The following is a 26165-nucleotide window of genomic DNA, read 5'->3' as shown; positions in this document are numbered from 1 at the left end:
CGATGGCGCCGGTGGCCGGTCCGGCGGACTCCGCCGGACCGGCCACCTTCTGCCTTCACCTACCTAACAGGTTTTGAATGCTGACTTACGAGTGGCCGAGATTCAGGTAGTCGTACATTCCGTACTGCGCGTTGACGAAGACGTTCGTCAGGTTCTTGCTGCGCAGCAGCAGGCTCTTGGCCCACACACCCGGGTAGACGACGGCCTGCTCCATCACGAGCTTGTCGATCTGGCCCCAGTACGCCTCGCGCTTGGTCTTGTCCAGCTCGTTCTGCGCGGCGTCGAGCATCTTGTCGACCTCGGGGATCCGGACGCTGGTGTTGGACGAACCACCGGTGTCGCGGATGACGCGGGAGTCGAAGATCTGCGACTCGAAGCCGAAGCCGTCGTTCCAGTCCGCGCCCCAGCCGTTGACGACCAGGCCCAGGTTGTTCTTGACCACGTACGGCGGGTTGCCGGCGTAGGTCGAGAAGTAGTCCTTGCGCGGGTAGCCCTTCGGGGTCAGCTTGATGCCGATCTTGGCCAGCTGCTGCTGGAACGCCTCGGCGGCCGCCTTCTCCTTCGGACGCTCGATCCGGTAGGAGATCTGGGTCGAGAAGCCGTTCGGCATACCGCACTTGGTCAGTGCTTCCTTGGCCTTGGCCAGGTCGCCCTTGCCGTCCGGCGTCGGGAACGCGTCGTTCTGGGCGTAGCCCGGGATGATCGGGGGCAGCATGCTGCTGGCCAGGTCACCACCGGCGAACGCGCCACCGTAGGCGGTCTGGTAGGCCGTCTTGTCCATCCCGTACATGACCGCCTTGCGGCACTCGATGTTGTCGAACGGCTTCACCGTCGGGTTGATCGAGGTGTACCAGGTCCGCGCCAGGGTCGGGTTGTCGGCCCGCGCCTTCAGGTCCGGGTTGCTCAGCACCCGGCTCTGGCTGGCGGTGGTGACACCGGTTCCGGTGATCGCGATGTCGAGGTCGCCGGAGGTGATCCGGTTGTCGATGTCCTCGGCGTTGACGTTCATCAGGACCTGGAAGCCGTCCGGCAGCGCCTTGCGGTTCTTGTCGGTGTCCGCGCTCCAGTTCGGGTTCCGGACGAGCGTGTAGCTCTTGCCCTCCTGGTAGTCGGAGAACATGTAGGGACCGGAGGAGATCGGATGTTCCTTGTACTTCGCGCCGGTGTCCTTCGCGGCCGGGGCCGGAGCACCCTGCGGCGTGGTCAGCACGTAGTCGAAGCCGGAGAACGGCTTCTTCAGGTGGAACACGATCGTGTAGTCGTCCGGCGTGGTGATCGCCGAGTCGACGTTCATGCCCTTGGACTTGTACGGGCCCTTGTAGGCGGCCGGCCAGTCCAGCATGTCGTTGAAGTACGTCGGGCCGTCGGGGTAGATCTCCTTGTCGAACGAGCGCTCGACACCGTACTTGACGTCCTGCGCCTTGATCTCGGTGCCGTCCTCGAACTTGACACCCTTACGGATCTTGTAGGTCCAGGTCTTGCCCTGGTCCTCGGTCTTGCCCAGCGTCTCGGCCAGGTCGGGGACCACGTTGTCGCTGGTCTTGCCCGGGCCTACCTCGAACATGGTCAGCGTCCGCACGTAGTTGCGGACCATGTTCCACTGGCTGCCGTAGTAGGTGTCGGCCGGGTCGGTGGAGTCCGGCACGCTCTCGTCGGCGATCTTGATGATGCCGCCCTTCTTGTCAGAAGGGTTGAACACCTTTTCCAGACCGGCGTTGAACTCCGCCTTGGTCGTCCCAGAACCTCCGCCCGAGGTGTTGTCGGAGCCGCCGCCACAGGCCGAGAGGCCGAGAGCGAGCACTGCTGCCGCGGCGATCGCCGTTCGCAGTCGTCTGGTGTTCATCGTTTCCGATCCACCCCTTCTTCCATCTTCTACTCAGCCTCGGCGAAACTGCCGGGAGCTCTTTGATCGGTCGGTTCGTGCGCGGGTCAGCGGGACCTGGGGTCGAGCGCGTCCCGCAGCCCGTCACCGAACAGGTTGAAGGCCAGCACGGTGACGAAGATCGCCATGCCGGGCCAGAACATGAAGTACGGCATCGTGTAGTACGCCACGGCCTCGGACAGCATGCCGCCCCAGGTGGCCAGCGGCGCGTTCACGCCGACACCGAGGAAGGACAGCGCCGCCTCGAACAGGATGTTGGTCGGGATGATCAGCGTCGAGTAGACGAGGATCGGGCCGATCAGGTTCGGCAGCAGCTCGGTGAACAGGATGTACGGCCGGCGGGCGCCCAGGCTGCGGGCCGCGTCGACGAACTCGCGTTCGCGCAGCGACAGCGTCTGGCCGCGGACGATCCGGCCGATGTAGGGCCAGTTGAAGAAGCCGACCAGGAAGATCAGCAGCGCGATCCGCAGGGCGTTGCCCTTCAGCCCGAACGCCTCGTCCGGCATCACGCCGGCCAGCGCCAGCGCGAAGACGATCAGCGGGAAGGCCAGGAACATGTCCATCAGCCGGCTGATCAGCGCGTCCACCCAGCCGCCGAAGAAGCCGGCGATGATGCCCATCGTCGTGCCGATCGCGACCGACAGCAGGGTGGCCAGGAACGCGATCAGCAGCGAGACCCGGGCGCCGTAGACGACCCGGGAGAAGATGTCGCGGCCCTTCTCCGGCTCGATCCCCATCGGGTGCTCCCAGGAGATGCCGCCGAACTTGCCGAGCGGAGCCAGCGTGCCGCCCTTGGTGTCGATCAGGTCCTGGTGGTACAGGTTCGGCGACTGACCGATGGCCTTGCAGATCAGCGGGGCGAAGATCGCCACCAGCATCAGCAGGATCACCACGACCGCGCCGGCCAGGGCGACCTTGTCACGCTTGAGCCGCCGCCAGGCGATCTGCCCGAGCGAGCGACCCTCGATCTTGCCGGCACCCTTGAGGACGGCCTCAGGATCTGCGCCCATCGCACCGGGCTCGACCTCGAGTGGTGTGGTCACGCGTCGTGTACCCCTGCCTGATGTCGTCGGACCGGCCAAAGCGAAAAGCCGGTATGGCTGCGGCCTTAACCTGCCGCGATTACTGCCCGGAGTCAAACGCCGAAAGTGCTGCGTTGCCCGATCGTGATGAGCAGGAAATCGTCCCGTATCGTGGGACAACTCGCAGTACAGCATGCACCCACAGAGGGTCGCTGGCGGTGCCGTGACCACACACTGTCACTGGCACCGACGGGCCACCGGGCGGCTACTTGCGCAGCGGCGAGAAGTACACGAACGACAGCGGATCCAGCGTCTTGCCGACGTTCTCGATCCCCTGCGCCGCGACCACCGTCTGGCGGCCCTGCCAGACCGGGATCACCGGCGCTTCCTGGGCCAGCAGGTTCTGCAGGCCGGTCAGTAACGCTTCGCGTTCGAGCTGGTTCTGCTCGGCGATCTGCTGGTCCATCAACTTGTTCGCCGCCGAGTTGCGATAGCCGTTCTGGAACAGACCACCGTCGCGGACGAAGGGCTGCAGGTAGTCACCGCTGTCCAGGTAGTCCGGGATGAAACCGGCCTGGTAGAGGTCGTACGCGCCGGCCCTGGCCAGCTGCTGGTACCTCGGCCACTCGGCGCTCTTCAGCACGACCTTGAACAGCCCGGACGCCTCCAACTGCCGCTTAAGCTCCAGTACTTCGGCCTTGGCGCCTGCGCCATACTGCACCGGCGTCCATCCGACCGTCAGTGTCACCGGCGCCGTGATGCCCGCTTCGCGCAGGATCGCGGCCGCGGCCGTCTTGTTCGGGTCCTTGTACTGCGTCCGGAACGCGTCCACCTGCCCGGCGAACCCGGGTGGGACCACGGAGTACAGCGGCGTCACGTGGTCGCCGTACGCCTTCTTCGCGATGGCCGGCCGGTCGATCAGTTGGGCAACGGCCCGGCGTACCGCGGGCTTGCGCGAGACCAGCGAGGCCATGTGGAAGGAGAAGAAGCGGATCTCGGCCGATCCCGCGTCGACGACCTGCAGCTTTCCATCGGCGCGCAATCTGTCCAGCGCGCTCGGGCCGAACCCATGGACGCCGAAGTCCGCCTTGCCGGTCTTCAGCGCATGTTCCAGCGCGGCTGCCGTCGTCAGCAGGCTGACCTCGATGGTGTCGTTCTGCGCCGCCCGCGGTCCGCGGTACCCCTTGAACTTGCCGAGCACCGCCTCGGAGCCCGCCTTGTACGACTTCAGCTGGTACGGCCCGCTGCCCATCGCGTTGTCGCTGAGCAGCTTGCCCGCCGGATAGAACTGTTCGTCGACGATCGATGCGGCCGTGGTGGTGAGCAGATACGGCAACCGCGCGTCGGGCTTCTTCAGCGTGAAGACGGCGGTGAGCCGGTCCGGCGTACTGACCGAGGCCACCGAGCTGAACAGCGCGGCCGCTCCGCCGGGCGTCTTCAGCCGCAGCATCCGGTCGAAGCTGAACTTCACGTCCGACGATTCGAGCTCATGCCCGTTCGGGAAGGTCAGGCCGTCCTTCAAGCTGCACGTGTACGTCGTCGGCGCGTCGTACTGGCAGTCGGCGGCGTCCGGCACCGGCGTCGGCTTGTCCGGCAGGATCGTGAGCAGCGTCTGGTACAGGTTGGCCTGCAGGGTGCGGGAGCCGATGTCGTACGGTCCGGCCGGGTCGAGCGAGCTGACCGCGTCGGTGGTCGCCACCTTGATGGCCATCTCCTTCGGCGCCGTCCCACCCTGGCTCGGGTGATTCGCGTTCGGCTTGCCGCAGGCCGCGAGCGACCCCGCCAGCACCCCGACCGCCGCCAGCCACACGGCCCGCCGCTTGATCACCGTCACCATCTCACTCCCCCAGAACACCCCCATAGGCACTCAAAGAAGGTAGCCCCTCAGCGGAGCAAGTCGCGCAGCGCATCCGGGCTGAGTGATTCAAGTGACTCCAGCACCAGCCGCCGCGGGGCCGGCGGGATCGTCACCCACTGCGGTACGGCGACCACGAACGCGCCTGCCGCCGTACCGGCCTGAGTGCCGCCCGGCGAGTCCTCGATCACGATGCAGCCGGCCGGTTCGACACCGAGCTCGGCCATCGCGGTCAGGTACGGCTCTGGATGCGGTTTGCCGTTGGTGACCTCGTCGCCGGCCACCACCACGTCGAACAGGTCCGGCGGCAGATGGGACAGCACCGCCTCGATCATCGTCCGGTACGACGCCGACACCAGAGCGCACGGGATCCCGGCAGCCTTCAGCCCGGTCAGCAACTCCAGCGCGCCGGGACGTACCTCGACCTCGTCCTTCAGCGTGCGGATCACCTCGCCGTAGATCCGCGCCGCGAGTTCGTCCGGCTCGATCAGACCCGCCGGCAACTGCGCCATCCAGACCTCGAGCGCGTCGCTGAGGTCACTGCCGACCAGCGCGAGCGAGTCCTCCGGGGTCCAGGTCGCCCCGAGCTCGGCCAGCACCGAGATCTGGACCCGCACCCAGACGGGCTCCGAATCCACCAACGTGCCGTCCATGTCCCAGAGCACCGCTTGGAGCGTCATGGCTCGATCCTATGTACGGGGCGGGGCGACACCTTCCGCTGGCTGCGAAACGACCGCCGCCGGGTGGGCGAGGGAAGTAGGCTGGGCAGTCCGACAGTGCACGAACTTCGGGGCACAACAGACGACTAGGACAGGGGATGGCGAGTGGCAGATCTCGCGAACCTTAGGGATCCGGTCGTGATCGCCGCGTTCGAAGGCTGGAACGACGCGGCCGAGGCGGCCACCGGAGCGGTCGATCACCTGATCGAGGAATGGGACGCCGAGCTCGTCTTGGCGATCGACCCCGAGGACTACTACGACTTCCAGGTGAAACGGCCGGAGGTCGAGTTCGACGACGAGGGCGTCCGGCGGCTGACCTGGCCGACCACCCGGATCTACCTGGCGCGCCCGGACGACACCGGCCGCGACGTCATCCTGATCCGCGGCATCGAGCCGAACATGCGCTGGCGGGGTTTCTGCCGGGAGCTGCTCGAGGTCGTCGACGAGTCGAACACGCAGCTGGTCGTCGTGCTCGGCGCCCTGCTCGCCGACTCGCCGCACACCCGGCCGATCCCGGTCACCGCGTCGTCGTCCGACCCGGAGCTGAACGCGTCGTGGAGCCTCGAGCCGTCGAGCTACGAGGGCCCGACCGGCATCACCGGCGTCTTCGCCGACCTGTGCACGACTCTGGGCGTACCGGCCGTGTCGATCTGGTCGGCGATCCCGCACTACATCGCGGGGACGCCGTGCCCGAAGGCCTCGCTGGCGCTGCTCAGCAAGGTGGAGGCGTTGCTGGACCTGCCGATTCCGGAGGGCGACCTACCTGAGCTGGCCCGGGCCTGGCAGCGTGGGGCGGACGAGCTGAGCGAGGAGGACCCGGAGGTCGCGGAGTACGTCGCGTCGCTGGAGGAACAGCGCGACACGACCGATCTGCCCGAGGCGACCGGCGACGCGATCGCCGCCGAGTTCGAGCGGTACCTGCGCCGGCGCAACACGGACCGGCCGGAATAGATCTGTACTGAGGAGTAGCCTCTTCGCTTCAAGCGTTCTATTGTCGAGCGGGACGCTGGGGACCGACGGGGAGCTTTGCTATGCGGAAGGTACGCGCCGACGAGCGCGGTGGTGGATCGATCGGGGCACTTGCCGTGCTCCTGGTCCTCGGTGCCGTCGCGGTCGTCGGGATCCTCGGCAACCGCAAGCACGCCGAGGCCGCGGTCGACCTGACCACGCTGACCGGTTCGTCGACCCAGATGACGATCCCGTCGGCGCCGCTCGACCCGGATCCGTTCGCGCTGACCGACGGTCTCGTCGTCCACCCGCGCGGCCAGACCGCCCTGTACTCCGCGCCTGACGCCGACGCCTTCGCCAAGATCGGGCCGACCCAGTTCGGCCCGACCTGGCTGCCCGTCGTCGAGCAGTCGGACGGCTGGCTGCGCGTCCTGCTGCCGTCGAAACCGAACCGCTCGACCGGGTGGATCCGCGACGAGGGGCTGGACCGCGCCTCCTCGTCGTACCTGATCCGGGTGCACACGGGGTCGCGGACGATCGAGTTGTTCGAGCAGGGCAAGAGTCTCGGCACCTGGAAGGCCGGGGTCGGAGCTCAGAAGACGCCGACGCCGCCCGGGCGGACGTTCCTGCTCGGCTCCATCATCGACAACAAGCGGTCGGCGTCCCCGATCGTGTTGCCGTTGGGTGCGCACAGTCCCACGTTGGACACGTTCGGTGGCGGTCCTGGTACCGTCGCGATCCATGGCTGGCCCAGACCTGATGTCTTCGGCGCCGCGATCAGCGCCGGTTGCGTGCGGGTGCCGAAGGTCGCGCTGGCCAAGCTCCAGAAGGTTCCGTTGGGGACGCTCGTTCTGATCGACAGCAAGTGACCGTGTTTTCAGGCTTTTGGGAGTGGGTTTCTTGATGCGACGACAGTTGGTACCGACGATCACGACGTTCGCCGCCGTGACCGGGGTCGTGGCGTTCACGCTGGTGGCGAGTGCTCCGGTGGGCAACGCGGCCGCGCGGCCCTCCTCGGCGTACGCGATCAGTGCTGAGGGACAGGTCCCAGTGGCCCGTACTCCGTACGCCGAATCGCTGGACGGCAAGCGGCACAGCACGTCGGCGCTCGAGCTGCCGAAGAACCCGCTGATCTCCGTGCGGGCCGGCACTGCGACCGCCGGCAACGACGCGGCGTCGGTCGAGCTGTTCGACATCACCGTCGGGCCGGACATCCTGGATCAGGTCAAGCTGCCGCCGGACCTGAAGAAGAGCTGCGACACGCTGCCCGCGACGGGCGCCGACGACCTGCCGATCCCGAAGCTGCCGCTGCCCGAGTTGGGCATCCCGCTGCCGGACCTGAGCACCATCGACCTGCCGGTCAAGAACCTCCCTGACCTGTGCAAGCTGCTGCTCACGCCCCCGAGCTCCCTGCTCGGCATCGAAGGCGTCAACGTCTGGTGCTCGGGCGACACGGGTGGCGTCGACATCGGCGCCTTGACCCTGCTCGGCCAGCGCATCGCAGTACCGACCGTCAAACAGAGCGCCACGATCCCCGCCGCTCCCCTGGCGACGATCACCGTCAACGACCAAACCAAGCACTCAGACGGCGCCTTCACCATCACCGGCCTGACGATCAACCTAGGCGGCGGCGCCGAGGTGATCCACCTAGCCTCAGCCACCTGCGCCAAACCCGCCGCCAAACCAACCCCCAAGCCGACCCACCCCACCACCACGATCCCGCAACCACCCCGCGAGGCCCCAGCCCCCGCAGCCCCGGTCCCCACCCCGGTCAAAACCCACCACCCAGTCACAGGCTAACCACCACCAACCAGCTCGCCGACTAGACACACGTCCGCCTGCACCCGCTCCGCGGGTGTAGGTGCCAGCGCGCCTGTCGGTGCCGGGTGTCCGCGGCGCGGCCGCGGCGCTAGCGCGCCCGGGTGCGCGCTTAGCTCGCACGCCGGCTCGCCGCCCCGGTTCCCGCCGGTTGAGCTGCTTCCGCAACGCTTTCCACGACGCGCGCCGGCTGACCGCAGGTCAGCGGGCGCGCGTCGTGCTGGTTAGAGCTTGATGCCCAGCAACGCGTCCACTGCTTGGGACACCAGGGCCGGTGCTTGGGTGTCGTCGCCGTTGGTTTCGGCCCACTGGTCTACAGCGGCCAGTGCTGCGACGGTGTCCAGGTCGTTGGTCAGGGCGGCTCGGAGTGCGTCTACAGCGGCGGCGCCGTCGGGGCCGGAGCCGCGGGTGATGGCGCCGCGCCAGACGTCGAGGCGCTCCTGCGACGCCAGCAGGTCTGACTCGGTCCAGAACCAGTCGGTGCGGTAGTGGTGGGCCAGCAGCGCAAGGCGGACCGCCATCGGGTCGGTACCGGCCTGGCGCTCCTTCGAGACGAGTACCAGGTTGCCCTTGGACTTGGACATCTTCTCGCCGTCCAGCCCAACCATCGCCTGATGAACATACGCACGTGCGAACGGATGCTCCCCGGTCGCCACCTGCGCCCCGCTCGCCGACATCTCGTGGTGCGGGAAGATCAGGTCACTCCCACCGCCCTGTACGTCGAACGTCATCCCGAGATGCTTCAACGCGATCGCCGAGCACTCGACATGCCACCCCGGCCGACCACGTCCGAACGGCGAGTCCCACGCCGGCTCCCCCGGCCGCTCGGCCCGCCACAGCAGGCTGTCCAGCGGGTCGTCCTTGCCCTCGCGATCCGGGTCGCCACCGCGTTCGGCGAACAGCGCCCGCATCGTCTCCACGTCATAGCCCGACACTCCCCCGAAGGTCGGGTCCGCCTTCACCGCGAAGTACAGGTCGTCGTCCACCGAGTACACGGCCCCCGCCCGCCGCAGGTCCTCGATCGCGCCGACAACCAGGTCGATCGACTCGACCACGCCGACGTAGTTCTGCGGCGGGATCACCCGCAGCGCGGTCATGTCGTCACGGAACAACTGGATCTCGCTCTGCGCCAGGTCGGTCCAGTCGACGCCGGTCGCGGTCGCCCGTTCGAGCAGCGGGTCGTCCACGTCGGTGATGTTCTGGGTGTAGTGCACGTCGTAGCCGGCGTCGCGCCAGAGCCGGTTGATCAGGTCGAATGTGACGTACGTCGCAGCGTGCCCCATGTGGGTCGCGTCGTACGGCGTGATCCCGCAGACGTAGATCCGGGCCGTCCCGTCGGCCCCCGGCGGCACCTCGACCGGCCCCGCCGAGGCGGTGTCGTAGAGGCGAAGACGCCGCGCCGGCCCGGGTACGACCGGGATTTCTGGTTTCGTCCACGCCTGCATAGGACGGAGCCTATCCAGTCAGCGAATTCGCGCCACGACCTGGCTCACTCCCCGAGCAGCTAGAAGGCCGGCCAGGGGATGGCGGGCCAGTCGTCGCTGGGGAGGGGGAAGTTGCCGGTCTTCAGGATCGTGGCGCAGCGCTCGCGGGTGACCGCTAGCTCGAGCGGGGTGATCAGGTCGGCCAGCTCCGCGCCTACCTCACCGGCCAGGCCGTCGGCCAGCTTGCGGACGTCGTCGAGCAGCTCTGGCGGTACCGGCGTACCGGCCCAGCCCCACAGCACCGTGCGCAGTTTGTCGTCGGCGTTGAAGGTGACGCCGTGGTCGACGCCGAACACCCGTCCGTCGCCGGGGTTCAGCACGTGGCCGCCCTTGCGGTCCGCATTGTTGACGACGGCATCGAACACCGCCATCCGCTGCAGCTCCAGATTGTCCGCGTGCACCAGCGTCACCGGCTTGTGCCGGCCGTCCAGTGCGTCGAGGACGCCGACCCACCCCTTCGGCACCCGCCCTTGCGGGACGATGTCGACCAGCTCCGTCTTGCCCGGCGCCAGCTCGATCTCGTCGATCCACAGCTGCACCATGCCGACCCCGAGCGGCCCGTCCCGAAGCAGCGTCGGCGGTACCACGTGCCAACCGAGCGCCTCGGAAACCACGTAGGCCGCGTACTCCCGCTCGGCCAGCGTCCCGTCCGGGAAGTCCCACAGCGGCCGCTCACCCTCGACGGGCTTGTACACGACCGTCGCCGACTCGCCGTCGAGGCTCACCGTGCCCTGGAAGGTCCCGTTGGACGCGGCCACCAGGCGGCCGAGCAGATCCAGCTCGCCACGTGCGAGCAGGTCCGGGTCGATCATTCGCGGACGTGCCTGCGGTAGCCGTTGGCGCGCGGGCAGATGTGCCCCTCCGGGTCGATCGGTCGGCCGCAGAACGGGCAGCTCGGCCGGCCGGACGCGACCAGCGCGACGGCCCGGCGGGCGAACGCCCGGGCCTGCTCCTCGCTGATCCGGACGATGAACACCTCGGCGTCGTCGGCCTCCATCGCCGCCGCGACCGGGTCCGGCTCTTCTTCGGCCTGCTCGCCGGCCGCCACCACCGCGAAGACCTCGATCACCACCTTCTCGGCGTCGGCCTCCCAGGCCAGCGTCATGGTGCCGGCCCGGAACTCCTCCTCGATCGGCTGCTCCAGCGGATCGGTGTCGTCGACCGTAGTCAGCCCGGCCGGCTCGCGGTCGAACCGCCGCGCGACCTCGTCCAGCATCACGTCCAGCCGCTCCGCGAGCGCCATCACCTGTTCCTTCTCACAGGCCACCGAGGTCAGCCGGTTACCCGCCCTGGCCTGCAGGAAAAAGGTCCGGGCACCGGGTTCACCGACGGTGCCGGCGACGAACCGGTCGGGATCGTCATACGAATGCACTACGCGCGCCATGCCTTAGACCCTATTACCGTCCGCCTACTACGGCGTCAGAGGACTGTACTGCGGACTTCTTGGCGCGGCCCTTCGCCTTCTCCGCAGGCTTCGGGACGAGCGAGGTGAGCTCACTGCCGGAGTCGTTCAGGCGGACCAGGAACGGGCGGGTCTTGGTGTAGGTGATGATCGTGGTCGAGGCGGTGTCGACGACGATCCGCTGGAAGCTGTCCAGGTGCTGGCCGAGGGCATCGGACACGATCGCCTTGATCACGTCGCCGTGCGACACGGCGACCCAGACCGCGTTCTCCCCGTGCGATGCCGCGATCGCCGCGTCGTGCGCCCGGATCGCGTCCACCGCGCGCTGCTGCATCCCGCGCATCGATTCGCCGTTCGGGAACGTGACGCCTGACGGGTGCTGCTGGACGACTGCCCAGAGCGGGTCCTTGGCCAGGGTGGCGATCTTCTGCCCGGTCCAGTCGCCGTACCCGCACTCGGTCAGCCGCCGGTCCGTTGCCGGACGCAACGCCGGGTGGTGCTTGGCGATCGCAGCAGCGGTCTGCTTGCAGCGGTCCAGAGGCGAGGTGACGAGCGCCGCCAGCGGCAGCGAGGCGAGCCGCTCGCCCACCGCGGCCGCCTGCTGGATGCCGGTCACGTCGAGCTTCACCCCTGGCGTCCGCCCGGCCAGTACGCCGGAGGTATTGGCACTGCTGCGTCCGTGCCGGACCAGAATCACCGTGGGCATAGACCGCACGTTATCCGGTCGGGCAAGTCACCGATGCCATGATGTGTCCGTGATCGTGGATTGCGGCGTCTACTCCGAAGGGCAGCGGCACGACCTGCCCAAGGATCCCGAGACGGTCGCGCGGACCATCGGCGACGACCAGCAGGCGTTCGGCTGGATCGGCCTGTACGAGCCGACCGAGGCCGAACTGACCCGTGTCCAGGGCCTGTTCGGCCTGCACCCGCTCGCCGTCGAGGACGCGCTCGAACCGCATCAGCGGCCCAAGGTCGAGCGCTACGACGACTCGTTCGTGATGGTGCTGCGCACGCTCTGGTACGTCGACGCCGAGGACGCCGTCGAGACCGGCCAGGTCAGCATCTTCGTCGGCCGCCGGTACGTCGTCACCGTCCGGCACGGCGAGGGCGCCCCGCTGACCACCGCCCGCCAGGACCTGGAGGAGCGGGCAGCGGTCCTGGGGCACGGCCCGGCCGCGGTGCTCTGGGCGATCTGCGACTCGATCGTGGACGGCTACGAGACGGTCGCCGAGGCGGTCGAGGTCGACGTCGACGAGGTGGAGTCCTCGGTCTTCTCCCCCGAGCGCACCAGCGACGCCGCCCGGATCTACACACTCAAGCGCGAGGTGCTGGAGATGCGCCGGGCGATCGCCCCGCTGCGGGAGCCGATCGAGGCGTTCGCGCACGGCGCCGTACCGGGGATCAGCCACCAGGCCGCGCCGTTCTTCCGCGATGTCGCCGACCACGTGATCCGGGTCTCCGACCAGACCGAGGCGCTCGACACCCTGCTCAGCTCGGCCCTGAACGCGCACCTGGCCCGCGTCTCGGTCCAGCAGAACGACGACATGCGCCGGATCTCCGCCTGGGTGGCGATCGCAGCGGCCCCCACGATGATCGCCGGCATCTACGGAATGAACTTCCACAACATGCCCGAGCTGACCTGGCACTACGGCTATTACGGCGTCGTCGCGCTGATGGTCGTGACCTGCAGCACGATGTACGCCGGCTTCCGCAAGGCGGGCTGGCTCGGCCCTTCGTAGTACCACCCGCATTTCGAAGTACGGGCGGTACTGCCGTCAGGTGGCGGTGATCGTGCTGGTGGCGAGCAGGATCAGGATGACGACGCCGAGCAGGACGCGGTAGAAGGCGAAGATCGAGGTGGAGTGCTTGGCGACGAAGCGGATCAGCCAGGCGACCGAGGCGTAGCCGACGACGAAGCTGACGATCGTGCCGACCAGCAGCGGTACCGGACCGATGTCGCCGCCGAGCGCGTCCTTCAGCTCGAAGACCGCCGCACCGACCAGCGCCGGGATGCCGAGCAGGAACGCCATCCGGGTCGAGGCAACCCGGTCCAGGCCGCGGAACAGCCCGGCCGTGATGGTCGCGCCGGACCGGGAGACACCCGGGATCAGCGCCAGGCACTGGATCAGGCCCATCACGACCGCGTCGATCAGCGTGATCCGGGTCAGCGGCCGGGTCTTGCTGCCCAGTTTCTCCGCCGCGACCATGAAGAACGACCAGACGATCAGCGAGCCCGCGACCCACCACATGCTGCGCAGCGGGCCGGAGATGATGTCCTTGGCCAGGAAGCCGATGATGCAGATCGGCAGCGAGCCGACGATCACGAACCAGCCCATCCGGTGGTCGAACTCGCCGCGGTGCTCGGGGTGCCGCAGGCCGCGGAACCAGGCGACGGCGTACCGGCTGATGTCCTTCCACATGTAGAGCACCACGGCCGCGATCGCGCCGAACTGGATCACCGCGGTGAACGCGGTGACGGCCGGGTCGTCGATCTTCATGCCGAGCAGCTTCGAGGCGATGGTCAGGTGGCCCGTGCTGGAGACGGGCAGGAATTCGGTCAGGCCCTCGACGATGCCGAGGATGATGGCGTCCCAGATCGACATGGGGTGTCAGTCACCGATCCCGGCGAGGTCGAGCGCCTCGGCCACCGTTCGCAGGGTCGCGATGCGCTGCTCCACGGTCGGCTCGAACGGGGTCAGCGCGACGGTCGTCGTACCGGCTTCGGCGTACGCCGTGAGCTTGTCGGCGATCCGTTCCTTGCCGCCGAGCAGCGCGATCGAGTCGATGAAGCCGAACGGTACGGCGGCCATCGCCTCGCGGTGCTTCTTGGCCAGGTACAGGTCCTGGATCTCCTTGGCCTCGTCGGCGTACCCCATCCGGACCGCGAGGTTGTTGTAGAAGTTCTTCTCCCGGCTGCCCATCCCGCCGATGTACAGCGCGGTGTAGCCGCGGATCGGGTCCGCGCCGGCCTCGATGTCGTCGCCGACCACGACCGGGACCGACGCGACCACGTCGAAGCCGTCCATGCCGAGGCCCTCTTGACGGGTCGCGCGACCCGCCTTGATCAGGTTCAACTGCTCTCCCAGGTAGGCCGGGTCGTTCAGGATGCCGAGCCAGCCGTCGGCGATCTCGCCGGCCAGCTCGAGGTTCTTCGGCCCGACCGCGGCCAGATACACCGGTACGTGATCGCGGACCGGGCGGATGGACAACTTGAGCGGCTTGCCAGGGCCGTCGGGCAGCGGCAGCGTGAAGTACTTGCCCTCGAACTCGACGGTCTCCCTGCGCATCGCCGAGTTCACGATCTCAACGTACTCACGGGTCCTGAGCAACGGCTGAGCAAACCGGACGCCGTGCCAGCCCTCGGACACCTGCGGACCCGACACGCCCAGGCCGAGGCGGAACCGGCCTCCGGAGAGCCGGTCCAGGGTGGCTGCCGTCATCGCCGTCATCGCCGGGGTCCGGGCCGGGATCTGGAACACCGCCGCCCCGATGTCGATGGTCGAGGTCTGGGCGGCGATCCAGCTGAGCAGCGTGGCGGCGTCCGAGCCGTACGCCTCCGCGGCCCAGGTGACCGAGAATCCGAGTGCCTCGGCCTCCTTCACCAGCCTCAGATGATCGAGGTGGTCGTCGCCACCGAAGACGAAGCCGATGTTGAGTCCGAGTCGCATGACAGGCGAGCCTAACGAGCCCTTGCCGGTGCCCCGCAATAGGCTCGCTCCATGCAGCAGCGCTATCTCGGTCACAGTGGCCTCACGGTGAGCAGGCTCGGCCTGGGCACCATGTCCTGGGGACGCGACACCGACGAACACGAGGCGCGCGAGCAGCTCGCGGCGTTCGTGGCGGCCGGTGGCACCCTGGTCGACACCGCGGCGGCGTACGGCGACGGTGACAGCGAGCGGCTGATCGGGTCGCTGCTCGGTGACGTGGTGGACCGCGACGACCTGGTGATCGCGACCAAGGCCGGCTTCAGCGTCCGGCGGGGCGAGCGGATCACCGACACCTCCCGCGGCGCGCTCCTGCGCGACCTGGAGGGCTCGCTGCGGCGGCTGAACGTCGACTACATCGATCTGTGGCAACTGCACACGTGGTCGGATGATGTGCCGTTGGAAGAGACCCTGTCGGCTTTGGACCACGCGGTGAGCTCAGGCAAGGTCCGGTACGTCGGCGTGTCCAACTACGCCGGCTGGAAGTCCGCCCGAGCGGTCACCTGGCAGCAGGCGTGGCCGGGGCGCGCAGTACCGGTGTCGAACCAGGTGGAGTACTCCCTGCTCGCCCGGGACGCCGAGGCGGACGCCATCCGGGCCGCTGGTGGGCTCGGCATCGGCGTACTGGCGTGGTCGCCGCTTGGGCGGGGTGTGTTGACTGGGAAGTACCGGACCGGTATCCCCGCTGACTCGCGGGCGGCGTCTCAGCATCTGTCCAGATTCGTCGACCCCTATCTCGACGGGCGAGGTTCGGGCATCGTGGAAGCGGTCGCCCGTGCCGCTGACGGACTGGGCTGGACCCCGCTCGAGGTGGCGCTCACCTGGGTCAGGGACCGGCCCGGGGTGACCGCGGCGATCGTCGGGGCCCGGACGGCGATGCAGCTGAAGTCGGTACTGGGTGTGGAGGAACTCACTCTGCCGCCGGCCATCGTGGCGGCGCTGGAGGATGTTTCGTGAGGCAGTAGGTGTTCCGAGAGGTTCGGAGGTGCGGATGGCCGAATACGAGTTGCAGCAGTTCGAGGTGTCCAGGACGGAGACGCGCGGGGCCGTGCGCCGGCTGCTCACCGAGCACGCCGAGTACGGCGGCTGGGAACTCGCCCGGCTACGCCGCTACCCCGACGGCACCCGCCGGGTCTGGCTCCGCCGCCGCATCATCAAGGTGATGCGCACCCTCTAGAGGTCGTGCCGGACCCAGACGTTCGGTTCGACGTACACGGCGTAGTTGTGCTCGATGTCACAACGCACCGGCACCAGTGCCTTCGGGACGATGACCTCTCCGGTCTGGTCGAACGGCAGGCCGGTCCATTCGCGCCATTCGTCGAGCGAGCCGGCCATCACCATCGAGCGCTCCGCGACCTGCACGATCTCGGCGCCGGCCTTCACATGCACCCGCAGCCACGGGTCGACCGGCAAGCCGTCCTCACGGAACTGCTGGATGTACTCCGTCATCGGCTGGTGCGGATCCTGCTTGCCGTTCGGGCGTACCGGTGCGTAGAGGGTCGTGAGGCCCATCGCCTGGACGTTGCGGCGCATGGTCGCGAGCATCTCGTGGGACAGGCCACGGCCGAGATGGCTGGCGGTGATCGAGATCTCCAAGGCGCTGGCGACTGTCGGCGTACGGCCGTGGCGGTGGTCCGCGACGCCCCAGATCAGGGCACGGTCCCAGCCACCGCTGGGCAGGTCGGTACGGTCCTCGTTCGGGAACTCGAACGGGATGCTGCGCCCGTGCGCGACCAGGACGTCGCCCTCCATCGCCATCAGGCAGTGCTCGGGGAACAGCTCCGGCACGCGGCCCATCAGCGAGCCGCCGATCGGGTCCTGCGCCATGAACGTCGGCCAGCCGCTCTTGAAGTCGTGCAGCAGCTCGAACAGCTCAGGCCGCTCGGCCAGGGTGGTGATCACGATCCCGTCGGACATGTTCCGCAGTCTGGCAGGGAGCGCTCTCCACCGCAGCCGCATTTCTCCTCAGTACCAGGACCGCGACGGCGACTGCGGCAGTCAGGCAGCCGGCCCCGATCAAGGTGTTCTCCGCGCCCGCGGCCGCGATCACCGATCCACCGACCAGCAGACCGGCCGAGCTGCCCGCGTTCACCACCACGGTCTGTCCGGAGAGCAGCGCGCGCCGCTCCGCGCCGGTCGACGATCTCGTGATCACTCGTGAGATCGCCGCGATCCCGAGCACCAGCGTCGCCCCGGAGAGCACGGCCAGCGCGGCGACAGCGGTCGGCGTCGTCCAGATTCCCATCCCTATCCAACACAGCCCGGTCATCGTCCACGCGAGTGTGGCCAGCGGCGCCGGAGAGAAACGCCGGACCACGGCCAGCGACACGACCGTACCGAGCACGGACCCGACGCCGTAGCCGGACATCCCAGCCGCGACATACACCCCGGGCCAGCCGCGGTCAGCGCCGATCACCGATAACCCGAGAGGGAACGCGAACCAGGTCAGGCAACCGGTCCCCCGCACGATCCACCCGTAGAGCACATCCGGCCGACCGGCCAGGCTGCCCCGGATCGAGGGCACCGGCGCAGCAGCGGGAGAGCGCTCACCGGTGACCCCGATCGCGAGCAGTCCTGCGATCAGTACGGCGACCGCCTCGACCCACAGCAACTCGTCCGTGAACCCGGCAGCCACCGCCAGCGCCCCAGCCGGTGCACCGACGACCATTCCCACCCGCCGAACCCCGTCCTGCCAGGTGAGCAACAGCACCGCGCGATCGGGTCCCCAGCGATCTCCGGTGTCGGCTAGCAGCGCACTCCGCCCCGGACCCGACAAAGCGTCTCCACACCCCAGCAACAGACCGCTCGCGATCAAAACCCAGGCGTGCAGCAAGTCGAGCATGGCCGCCGCGGGAACCATCGCCAGCGCGACTGCCTGAACCACAGCCAGCATCGCCAGCCGCGCTCCCGAATCGACCCACTGCCTCGCCCGCCGAGCCCACCACGGCGACAGCAGGACAGGAATCCCGGCACACCCGCCGGCCAATCCCGTCGCCGCCACCGAACCTGTCTGCTGCAGCACCACCAGCGGCAACGCCACCTGCGTGAACCGAAGGGCCAGATCTGCAGAACCACCGCCTGCCAACAAGAACAACGCATCCCGACGAGCTCTCACACCCTTGATGGTCGTCGTGTTGTGTTGCCGCAGGTAGCCGGCAGCAACGAGCCACAAGCCATAGGCTGTCCCTATGGCTTCATTACCCTCGGTCGAGGATCTGCAACTCGTCCTGGCGATCAGCAGGACGGGCTCGGTCGGTACCGCGGCCCGCGAACTGCGGATCTCCCAACCGTCGGCGTCCCAGCGCCTGGCCCGGATCGAACGCAGTAGCGGCACCAAACTCTTCAGCCGCGACACCCGAGGCGCGCGCCCCACCGCCGCCGGCCACGAATTCGCCCGCCAGGCCGAGCACATCCTCGGCCACCTCGACAGGGTCTACGCCGCCACCCGGGCAGCCGTCGCCGGCGAGCGCCTCTCGATCGGCACCTTCGCCAGCCTCGCGCCGGTCCTCTTCCCGATCCTGGACGCCGAGCTGCCCGACGTCGACATCGACCAGGCGGTCGACCACGGCCGGTACCTGGCCGGACTCGTTGCCGAAGGCACCATGGACGCCGCCTTCATCGCGATCGCCGACCAGATGGTGCTCCCCCGCGGCGCCGTCGCCCGCCCGGTCGGCCGCGACGAACTGGTCCTCTTCGTCCCGGCCGGCGTCGCCCCGCCCGGCACCGGCAAGTACCCGCTCAGAGCGCGCGATCTTCCCTTCTCCACCTACGATCTCGGCGCCGACGAGATCCGTGCCCGCCTGATCGCCCACGGCGCCAACGCCCGCCGCGGCATCACCCTCACCACGACCGTCGCCATGGCCCGCCGCCGCTCCCAACTGGCCCTGGTTCCCCGAAGCGCCCTCTCCCACGAACTGGGCCCTGGCGAGCGCCTGGTCGCCGCTCCCTTCCGCTACCGCCTGACCCTCAGCATGGTCACCGGTGCGACTCCACCCCCACGCCTGGTGGCCCTGCTCCCCCGCCTCCGCCACGCGATGCACCTGAGCGCGGTACGTCGCCCCGCCCGCTAGGGCACTAGACCCGCCGACGGGTACGCATGCCTCGCCGGACGAGATTCACCATCGTCCGATCGCCCAGCCGGTCCGCGATCTCGATCAGCTCCATTCCGATCGCCACGGGGAGACAGAGGTTGTTTCTGCTTTGCATGATCCAGCGTGGCCAGAGGATCAGCAGCCGGGTGAGCCGGGACTTTGCCTGGGCTTCCTCGCCGGCGTACATGAGCAGGCGGGCGGAGGCACAGAGCGAGATGACGAGTCCGGGGAGCGCGCTCCGAGCCGGAGTCATCTGCTCGTACTGAGTCACCAGCCCTTGGACGACCGGCAGATCCTCACTCGCATGCGCGGGGTCCAGCGGATACCGCACACCCGGGAGGTACTTCGTGTAGGTGCTCCCGGCGAATTCGGCGTTGATGGTGCCCCACAGCTCCTCGACGGCAGCCCGGTCCTTCATGCCGCTGAACAACACGGCCTGGTTGTGGAGCAGTACGGACAACGGCGTCGCCCACCCTGGCTGCCGGGCGGTCCGGCAGCGATGAATCGCCTCTTCGTTGATCTGCACGGCCTTCTCCGGCTGCCCCTGGCGGCTGAGCCAGACGGAGTATGTGAGCAGGCGGGCGATCAAGTCGTGCCGGTAGGCCTCCGGGGCGGTCGCGACGAGGCGACGAAGGATCCCGACCGCCTTTCCGTCCGCCTCGATCGCCGCCGGGAGCTTGCCGTCCGCCGCGCGCTCCGCTGCGTGGTTGGCCAGAATCACCACCTGGTACGCCGCAATGCCCGCCGACTCGAGCCGCTGCACATCGACCGCATGAGCACCGTCCACGAGACGGTGCAGCTCGCGTTCCACGTCGTCGCTGCTCAGCCCACCGAAACCCAGTGCGGTCAGCTTCTCGCGCAGCAGAACGAAGTCCTCGTCACTCCACAGCGGACGGCTCTTCGACTGCCCGAAGAGCCGCCGGCGCGGGCGGGCGGGACGCCGGGCGGCACATCCGGCGAGAAAAACGCCGAGGTACTGCTCGATCGCGGTCTGCCAACCGGTCAGCTCCCGGACAGCGAGATCCCAGTCCAGCTCCCAGACCCGCAAGGTGCTGTCGTCGCCGGCGGACGCGATCCGGCGGCCGTCGGCGGAGACGTCCACCGAGTTGACCGGCCCGGTGTGGCCGCGGAGGGTGCGCAGGCAGCGTCCGGTCGCGAGTTCCCACAGCCGGACGGTCTTGTCGCTTCCAGCCGTCACTGCATAAAGGTCGTCGGCAGTGAGACAGACCGAGTTCACGTCGCCGCTGTGTCCGTTGAGTTTGCGCAGGCATTCGCCGGTGATCAGATCCCACGTCCGCACGTGCCCGTCCGAACCGGCGGTCACCAGTTGTCGGCCGTCACCGGTGACGCGACCCGACCGAGTGAAGGCGGTACCGCGGCTGAGGGCTCGCACACACCACCCGGTGGCGAGGTCCCACAGCCGCAGTGTGCCGTCGAAGTGGGTGGAGACGGCGTGCCGTCCGTCGGGGGTCACGCACAGCACCCTGGCCCAGTGGAAGTCCCGCTCGTCGCACTTGATCGAGAAGGTCGCCTCGCACTTGCCCGTGGCCAGGTTCCAGACGCGGACGTCGCGATCCAGATCCGTGGAGAGCAAACGCCCACCGGGCACGGCATGGAGCAGTTCGACGACGCGCGGATGCGGCAGCGCATGCTTCAGCTCTCCGGAGTACCGGTGCCAGACCTTGACTGAGTTGGTACTGGCCGCCGCGAGGTAGGCACCGTCAGACGTCGCGCAGACCGACTCGGTCACTCCCGGCTCGGCGCCGAGATCCATGGTCGCGGCGCCGTTGGCCAGCTCCCACACCTGCACCTTGCCGTCAAAGCCGCCGGTGACCGCGTACCCGCCGTCAGGTGTGACCGCTACCGCAGTCACGGCCTCGCGGAACCCGCTCGCCAACGCTGCCTGACGGGCGTCTTCAAGGGTGACGTGTTCACAGTGACCGTCGAGCCCGCGCCAGGCCTCTCCGATCTCCCCTGCTCGCTCGTACCCCGGTCGCTGCCGAGCCTCGCGGAGTAACCCGAGCGCACTCCGGATGTCTCCACTGGCCTTGGCCGCCAGCGCCTGCTCGACCAGTGCGCCGACTGCTCCCTCCGCTGCAAGGATGTCCGCGGTACTACGGGGACGGGCGACCTGGAACGCGGCCGGCTCGCCGCCGCGCGAGCGCACGGCGTACACGTCCCGGGAAGGCGTGGTGACCAGGACGGTCTCGTCGTCGATCGGCCCTGCCGACTCCGCGGGCGCGATGGTGCGCAGGCACCGTCCGGTGGCGAGCTCCCACACCCTGGCCGAGTGCTCGTCGCGGGTGATGACGTGTCGTCCATCCGGGCTCGAACGCACGGACAGCACCGAGTTGAGCTCCGTGGACAGAGTCCGGACCAGCTGCCCTGTCGCCAGGTCCCAAACCCGTGCGGTCGCGTCCCAGCCGGCCGTCAGGGCATACCGGCTGTCCGGGGTTGTGGAGACCGCGCTGACGCTGTTCGTGTGGCCGGTCAGAACATGGACCAGATCTCCGGACGCGTAGTCACAGACCCACACCCGCCCGCCCGACGAGCACAGGATGACGCGCCGGTCGGCGGAGACGCAGACCTCGTCCGTGCTGGCTCTGACCTGGACAATCGGCGCGTAGTCGACCGGGAGCGGCGGCGCGGTCTTCCAGTCCAGGCGCAGTACGCGCAGGCAGCGACCCGTCGACAGTTCCCACTCACGCACGGTCGCGTCCGAGCCGGCCGACAGCACGGTGTCGCGGCCGGGGACCGGGCAGACCGAGTACACGCTCGTCACGTGGCCGACCTCGCTCTCGGTATGACCGCTGAGGATCCGGACGCACTTCCCGTTCGAGGTGTTCCAGACGCGGAGTGTGCCGTCTCCGCTGGCCGTCACGGCGCGCCTGCCATTGGGTAGCACTGCGAGCCCGTAGACCGTGCCGGTGTGTCCCGCGAGAGTGCAGAGCTTCCGGCCCGACGGAAGGTCCCAGACCGTGACGGTGTTCTCGTCGGACGACCAGGCATGGCGGCTGTCCGCGGTCAGCTCTACCCGTGATTTGGAGCCGAGGTGGCCGATGGGTCCGGTGGAAGCGTCGCCGCGTTCGAGGTTGATGCGGGCCAGCAAGGGGGCGATTCGCTGTGGGTCAGTGCCGCCCGACTCGATGTGCTCCAGCTCGTTGAGCAACTGCTCGTCGGTCTTGTCGCCTTGACGCCATTGCAGCAGACCTCGGTTGTAGGCGGCCTCCGGGTGCTGCGGGTCGGTGGAGCAGGCTTGGTCGAGAGCGGTCAGCGCCTCGTCAGGGCGGCCGAGGTCGAGCAGGGACAGGGCGCGGTTGTTGAGTTCGTCGGCGCGCAGGTCTGCGGGGCGCGGCGATGAACGCGGGTAACGGTGGTGTGCGATTTCGGCGTACAGGTCGGTGAGTTCGCCTGCTACCTGGGCCATCTCGGGGCGCGTGGCGGGGTCCGGGCGTAGGCAGCGGGCCAGGAGATCGTCCAGGGCCGGCGGGACTTTGATTGCCGCGGCGCTGAAGCCTCCTCCACGCAGCCCGGCGAGGACTGCACCGGCGGCGGGTCCCGCGCTCCAGGTGATGCCGCCGACGAGCATCTCGAGGATGCTGACGGCGAAACTCCACACGTCGCTGCGCCGCCCGACCGCAGTGCGCGAGTACTGCTCCGGAGACGCGTAGGCCCGGGTCATACCGCCGAACGACACCCGGAGACTCTGCTGCGCGTCCCCTGACTCCACAACGGCCTGCGGGGACTGTGCGCGGGACAGCCCGAAGTCGGTGATCTTCGCGGTGCCTGCGGTGTTGAGCAGGATGTTGGCGGGCTTGACGTCTTGGTGCACAACGCCTTGGCCGTGGGCGTACATCAGCCCCCAGGCCGCTTGGATCGCGATGTCCAGCACCCGGGTCAGCACCTCTTGCTGAGTCCCTTGGTAGAGCCTGCCGCCGGCGATCCACTCCGCCAGGCTTCCGCCGTCGACGTACTCGATGAACAGCCGCGGTACGCCGTCCAGCACGCGAAGGTAGTGGCAGGCGCAGACATGAGGGTGCGGCCCGAACCCGACCCAGGTCTCGGCTTCCTCGATGAATCGGTCGCGATCGGTGGTACCGGGCGTCCCCGCTTCGAGGGGCGACTTCACCGCCAGATCGGTGTCCCAGCCCAGGTGCCTGACCTGGTAGACGATTCCCATCCCGCCTTCGCCCAGGACGGCACGGATCTCGTACGTGTCGGCGACCAGTTGACCGAGCTGCCAGGAGCGGTCCGGTCCGGCCTCATGACCTGCTGTCACCGGAACTCCCGCTGGAGCCGCCGACACTGGCGATCAAGTGGCGTGCCTCGCCGGCGATACGGGCACTTACATCGTCGATGCCTGTCAGGCCGCTGGCGAGGAGCTGTGCGGCGAGCGCCTCGAGATACGTCGCGGCGGCGAGAACGTGGTCGTCGACGTCGATCCGGCGGCCGTCCCGCTGCGCGTCCGACGCTTCCCGCGTGTTCCGCATGATCCGGCTCACCTGGGTGGCGATCTCGTTGCGGGTGTCCATCGGCAGGTCGACCGCTCGCCCGATCTGGTTGAGAATTGTGTGGCAGCTGCGATCGAGCGCTTTGAGCAGCCGGTATCCACGGTCGCGGGTCGCTGCTCTCGGCGTCGAGGTGCGCACGTTCCCGCCGGCGACCTGGCCGTGGATCGCGGTGAGGACCAGCGGCGTGTACGCGTGGATGTCCACCGCGTTCGTCGCGCCCAGCGACTCGCGGAAGCACGGGTGGATGTGGAATTCGGCTTCGTACGGCTGGACCGGGAGGTCTGCCCCACCCGCGTAGACGACATCGTTGCCACGCCGTACGCCGAGGAAGCCGACGGAGTAGAGGGTGTCGACGATGCCGGGAAGCGTGAAGGAATGCTGGTACGCGGGGAACTGCGCGTGCAGGGTGCCCGCCGTCCGGTCCAGGCGGGTCGCGAGTACGTCGCGCATCACGACGTACCCCATGTTCTGGAAGAGCGGGAAGAGGCGTTCGAGGTACGGGTACGCGACCAGGTACTCCTGGGTGAGGTCCTTGAGTTTCCACTCGGAGAACTGCCTGGTCGCGAGCAGGACGTCCTGTTCGCGCATCCGGGACTGGCCGCCGTGGACGGCGATGTCGCGCGCCAGGTTGAGGTACTGGATCAGGTCGCGCGGTCGTGGGAGCGCCCGCGACAGCACGAACTCGGTCGTCGCCTGCTCGCCGACCCGCGCGGGGAACAGCTCGGTCCAGAGCTGCTCGGAGGTCAGTCCGGCGCCGGCTGACGTGCGAGCCCTGGCGAGCGCCAGCTCCATCAGGGCGTCGTCCGACCAGCCGAGTCGCAGCTCGTCGCCGCGGAACTTGTCGCCGTCGGGGAACGACAGGGAGTCGTAGATGTCGGATCGCAGGAAGACGAGGCAGCGCATCGCGCCGCCGTAGTACGCGGTGACGTGTTTGGCGGCCAGGAGCAGACCGATGATCATCGAGTGCGCGTCGGGCTCCGACGACCAGACCTGTTCCAACTGGTCGGCCAGGAGCAGTACCGAGGCCGTTCTGCCCGCTTGGTCGAGCTCGGCGAAGGCGTCGGCGACGCCACGCTCGACGACCTCCAGCTGGCGGCTGGCCTGGGCGCCTTCCGACGGTACCCGGCCGAGCTCGAGACCGGTCTTGATCCCGAACGCCTCCAGCGAAAGGGATGTCTTCTGCAGCCCGCTGACCGCATGTGCGAGCTTGCCCGCGGCATCCTGATTCGGCAGCTCCCCATTGGCTTTGAGGAACCGTCGCAGCACTCTGATCGACTTGGGCTTGCGCAGGCTGCGACGAGCCCGCTGGGCGTTCAGTACCAGATGACGGGCGGCGTGGACGGCGAAGATGTATCGCCAGACAAGGGCCTTGGCAGTGTCGCCGGTCAAGCCCTGGAGCTCGAAGCGGCGGATCTCGCTGCCCAGCGCGTCGTCAGGGGTGATGAAGATCGTGCCGCCGGCGTGCTCCGCGGCCAGCCGCAGGCAGATCGCGCTCTTGCCGACGCCCTTCCGGCCGATGACCAGCATCTTCCGGCCGGACATCACCGCCTCGTAGGCAGGCGTCGAGATGAAGCTCTCGCGCAGCAGGCCACTGGCGATGTCGCGTTCGGCGTCCTCATAGCCGAAGTGCAACCGGTGCAGTGCGGGCGGCTCGGTCATATGGACTCAGTATGACGCCAGGCAGGGTTCGTCGTCACAGCCAGCCACGGCGGGCCGCGGTGAGGCTGGCCTGAAAGCGGGTCGACGCTCCCAGCTCGTGCATCAGCCGATGGATCCGTCGTTGCGTGGTCCGTTCGCTCCAGCCCTGCGAGCGGGCGATGGCGGCATCGGTGAGGCCGGCGGCGAGCAGGTCCAGGAGGCGGCGGGTGTCATCGTCCGGGTGGGCCCGGTCGTCACCGGCCTGCGGTCCGGCAGGTCCGGCAGCTGGGAGGGCGACGGCGCGTTCCCATTCGGCTTCGAAGAGGGCGCCGAGCGCCGCCAGCATGGGCGACTGGTGGATGAGGTAGGCCGCCGACTGACCACCGGCCGCGAGGCTGAAGGGGATGATGGCCACCTGGTTGTCGCTGATCACCAACTTCAGCGGCAGCTCGGGCCGTACCCGGGCCTTCTCCCCCGCTCTGATGCTGGGCTCGATGTCGGAGGTCATCCGGCCCGGCCAGGCCACCGCTTCCTGGCTGTAGATCACCCGATGGCTCACCCCATGGCGCTGGCGCTCGATCTGCAGATCGAGATTGACGCCCGGCCGGTCGACGTACGGCGGCCGATCGAACGCGCGGATCTCACGGCGGGCATCGGCCGTCATCCGGCCCACCGCCGAGCTGATGTCGTCGCGGTCGGTGAGCAACTCGACCGCCAGCTCCGGATGCGTGATCCGGGCCGCCTCCCGGTAACTCTCCATCAATTGGTGGACCAGGGAACGAGCCTCGTCCAGCCGATGTTGCTGCTCGTCGATCAGGGCGGCGACCGAGACATCCGGGACGGTGGCGGCGAAGCGCGGTGGCCGGCCGGCAGTACGGGTGGCGAGGCCGTCCCTGATCAGAGTGGACAGCAGGCGCCCGACGACAGCCGACGACAGTCCGCAGATGCCGGCCAGCTCAGCGGCCGTGCACCGCGGTTGGCCGACCAGAGCGACGTACACCTGCTCTGCCTCGTCCGTGAGTCCCAGCACGTTCAGTCTCATGAAACCTCCGCCGAGCCGGGTGGCGGGTGTCCGCCACGCGGCGTACTTC

The 26165-nt window shown here is 68.5% G+C and carries 22 protein-coding genes; 7 read left to right on the top strand and 15 right to left on the bottom strand.

Annotated elements, in window-relative coordinates:
- Positions 1-85: 85 nt before the first annotated feature.
- The 4 genes from ACIA12_RS05065 to ACIA12_RS05050 form a co-directional block, all read right to left on the bottom strand.
- On the bottom strand, positions 86-1843 hold the full coding sequence (locus ACIA12_RS05065; protein WP_396365510.1) for an ABC transporter substrate-binding protein: 1758 nt from the start codon (positions 1841-1843) through the stop codon (positions 86-88).
- Positions 1844-1929: 86 nt separating this feature from the next.
- Positions 1930-2925, bottom strand: a complete 996-nt coding sequence (locus ACIA12_RS05060; RefSeq protein ID WP_396365509.1) for an ABC transporter permease — start codon at positions 2923-2925, stop codon at positions 1930-1932.
- 244 nt (positions 2926-3169) lie between these two features.
- Positions 3170-4765, bottom strand: a complete 1596-nt coding sequence (locus ACIA12_RS05055) for an ABC transporter substrate-binding protein (protein ID WP_396366029.1) — start codon at positions 4763-4765, stop codon at positions 3170-3172.
- 23 nt (positions 4766-4788) lie between these two features.
- On the bottom strand, positions 4789-5439 hold the full coding sequence (locus ACIA12_RS05050) for an HAD family hydrolase (RefSeq protein ID WP_396365508.1): 651 nt from the start codon (positions 5437-5439) through the stop codon (positions 4789-4791).
- A gap of 144 nt (positions 5440-5583) precedes the next feature.
- Here ACIA12_RS05050 and ACIA12_RS05045 point away from each other — a divergent pair, with 144 nt between their 5' ends.
- The 3 genes from ACIA12_RS05045 to ACIA12_RS05035 all read left to right on the top strand — a co-directional run bounded on the left by ACIA12_RS05045 (position 5584) and on the right by ACIA12_RS05035 (position 8226).
- Positions 5584-6429 (top strand): PAC2 family protein, encoded by an 846-nt coding sequence (locus tag ACIA12_RS05045; protein ID WP_343972602.1) that lies wholly within the window; start codon positions 5584-5586, stop codon positions 6427-6429.
- Between the two features lie 80 nt (positions 6430-6509).
- The gene (locus tag ACIA12_RS05040) at positions 6510-7295 is read left to right on the top strand and encodes a L,D-transpeptidase (RefSeq protein ID WP_396365507.1); all 786 of its coding nucleotides are present in this window, start codon (positions 6510-6512) and stop codon (positions 7293-7295) included.
- A gap of 34 nt (positions 7296-7329) precedes the next feature.
- Positions 7330-8226, top strand: coding sequence for a hypothetical protein (locus ACIA12_RS05035; protein ID WP_396365506.1), 897 nt, complete (start codon positions 7330-7332; stop codon positions 8224-8226).
- Between the two features lie 242 nt (positions 8227-8468).
- On the opposite strand, the gene mshC is transcribed toward ACIA12_RS05035, so the two are convergent.
- From mshC to ACIA12_RS05015, 4 genes are read right to left on the bottom strand one after another with little or no spacing between them, the layout of a single operon-like run.
- Positions 8469-9689, bottom strand: coding sequence for a cysteine--1-D-myo-inosityl 2-amino-2-deoxy-alpha-D-glucopyranoside ligase (gene mshC / locus ACIA12_RS05030; RefSeq protein ID WP_396365505.1), 1221 nt, complete (start codon positions 9687-9689; stop codon positions 8469-8471).
- Positions 9690-9748: 59 nt separating this feature from the next.
- Complete coding sequence (locus ACIA12_RS05025) at positions 9749-10540, bottom strand: SCO1664 family protein (protein WP_396365504.1); 792 nt, start codon at positions 10538-10540, stop codon at positions 9749-9751.
- Positions 10537-11112 (bottom strand): DUF3090 domain-containing protein, encoded by a 576-nt coding sequence (locus ACIA12_RS05020; protein ID WP_396365503.1) that lies wholly within the window; start codon positions 11110-11112, stop codon positions 10537-10539. The genes ACIA12_RS05025 and ACIA12_RS05020 overlap by 4 nt, the downstream gene beginning before the upstream one ends.
- Positions 11113-11125: 13 nt before the next feature.
- Complete coding sequence (locus ACIA12_RS05015) at positions 11126-11836, bottom strand: histidine phosphatase family protein (RefSeq protein ID WP_396365502.1); 711 nt, start codon at positions 11834-11836, stop codon at positions 11126-11128.
- Between the two features lie 49 nt (positions 11837-11885).
- Between ACIA12_RS05015 and corA the strand changes: the two genes are divergently transcribed.
- Positions 11886-12869: a magnesium/cobalt transporter CorA gene (gene corA / locus ACIA12_RS05010; protein WP_396365501.1), complete on the top strand. Its 984-nt coding sequence runs from the start codon at positions 11886-11888 to the stop codon at positions 12867-12869.
- Positions 12870-12905: 36 nt separating this feature from the next.
- Here corA and ACIA12_RS05005 read toward each other — a convergent pair whose 3' ends face one another.
- On the bottom strand, positions 12906-13733 hold the full coding sequence (locus ACIA12_RS05005; RefSeq protein WP_396365500.1) for an undecaprenyl-diphosphate phosphatase: 828 nt from the start codon (positions 13731-13733) through the stop codon (positions 12906-12908).
- A gap of 6 nt (positions 13734-13739) precedes the next feature.
- The gene (locus tag ACIA12_RS05000; protein ID WP_396365499.1) at positions 13740-14798 is read right to left on the bottom strand and encodes an LLM class F420-dependent oxidoreductase; all 1059 of its coding nucleotides are present in this window, start codon (positions 14796-14798) and stop codon (positions 13740-13742) included.
- A gap of 51 nt (positions 14799-14849) precedes the next feature.
- On the opposite strand from ACIA12_RS05000, the gene ACIA12_RS04995 reads away from it, so the two are divergent.
- Together ACIA12_RS04995 and ACIA12_RS04990 are read left to right on the top strand one after the other, a co-directional pair.
- Positions 14850-15791, top strand: coding sequence for an aldo/keto reductase (locus tag ACIA12_RS04995; RefSeq protein ID WP_270138833.1), 942 nt, complete (start codon positions 14850-14852; stop codon positions 15789-15791).
- A 34-nt stretch (positions 15792-15825) separates the two neighbouring features.
- Positions 15826-16011, top strand: a complete 186-nt coding sequence (locus ACIA12_RS04990) for a DUF5703 family protein (RefSeq protein WP_185445878.1) — start codon at positions 15826-15828, stop codon at positions 16009-16011.
- Here the strand turns inward: ACIA12_RS04990 and ACIA12_RS04985 are convergent.
- Entirely contained in the window at positions 16008-16751 is a 744-nt protein-coding gene (locus tag ACIA12_RS04985; RefSeq protein ID WP_396365498.1) for an N-acetyltransferase, read from the bottom strand. The genes ACIA12_RS04990 and ACIA12_RS04985 overlap by 4 nt on opposite strands.
- Positions 16708-17949 carry an MFS transporter gene (locus tag ACIA12_RS04980; protein WP_396365497.1) on the bottom strand — a complete coding sequence of 414 codons (1242 nt, stop codon included), beginning with the start codon at positions 17947-17949 and terminating at the stop codon, positions 16708-16710. The genes ACIA12_RS04985 and ACIA12_RS04980 overlap by 44 nt, the downstream gene beginning before the upstream one ends.
- Positions 17950-18022: 73 nt before the next feature.
- On the opposite strand from ACIA12_RS04980, the gene ACIA12_RS04975 reads away from it, so the two are divergent.
- Entirely contained in the window at positions 18023-18904 is an 882-nt protein-coding gene (locus ACIA12_RS04975) for a LysR family transcriptional regulator (RefSeq protein WP_396365496.1), read from the top strand.
- Between the two features lie 4 nt (positions 18905-18908).
- Here ACIA12_RS04975 and ACIA12_RS04970 read toward each other — a convergent pair whose 3' ends face one another.
- The 3 genes from ACIA12_RS04970 to ACIA12_RS04960 are packed head-to-tail and all read right to left on the bottom strand — an operon-like array spanning position 18909 to position 26116.
- Positions 18909-23204, bottom strand: a complete 4296-nt coding sequence (locus tag ACIA12_RS04970; protein WP_396365495.1) for a protein kinase — start codon at positions 23202-23204, stop codon at positions 18909-18911.
- On the bottom strand, positions 23188-25095 hold the full coding sequence (locus tag ACIA12_RS04965; RefSeq protein ID WP_396365494.1) for a P-loop ATPase, Sll1717 family: 1908 nt from the start codon (positions 25093-25095) through the stop codon (positions 23188-23190). Before ACIA12_RS04965 ends, ACIA12_RS04970 begins: the two co-directional genes overlap by 17 nt.
- A 34-nt stretch (positions 25096-25129) precedes the next feature.
- Positions 25130-26116, bottom strand: coding sequence for a helix-turn-helix domain-containing protein (locus tag ACIA12_RS04960; protein WP_396365493.1), 987 nt, complete (start codon positions 26114-26116; stop codon positions 25130-25132).
- Positions 26117-26165: the final 49 nt, after the last annotated feature.

It is taken from the genome of Kribbella sp. NPDC051620 (genome assembly GCF_044453825.1).
Taxonomy (GTDB): Bacteria; Actinomycetota; Actinomycetes; order Propionibacteriales; family Kribbellaceae; genus Kribbella.
The sequence above is the reverse complement of the archived record's forward strand: the minus strand, read 5'-3'. Positions and strand labels throughout refer to the sequence as shown.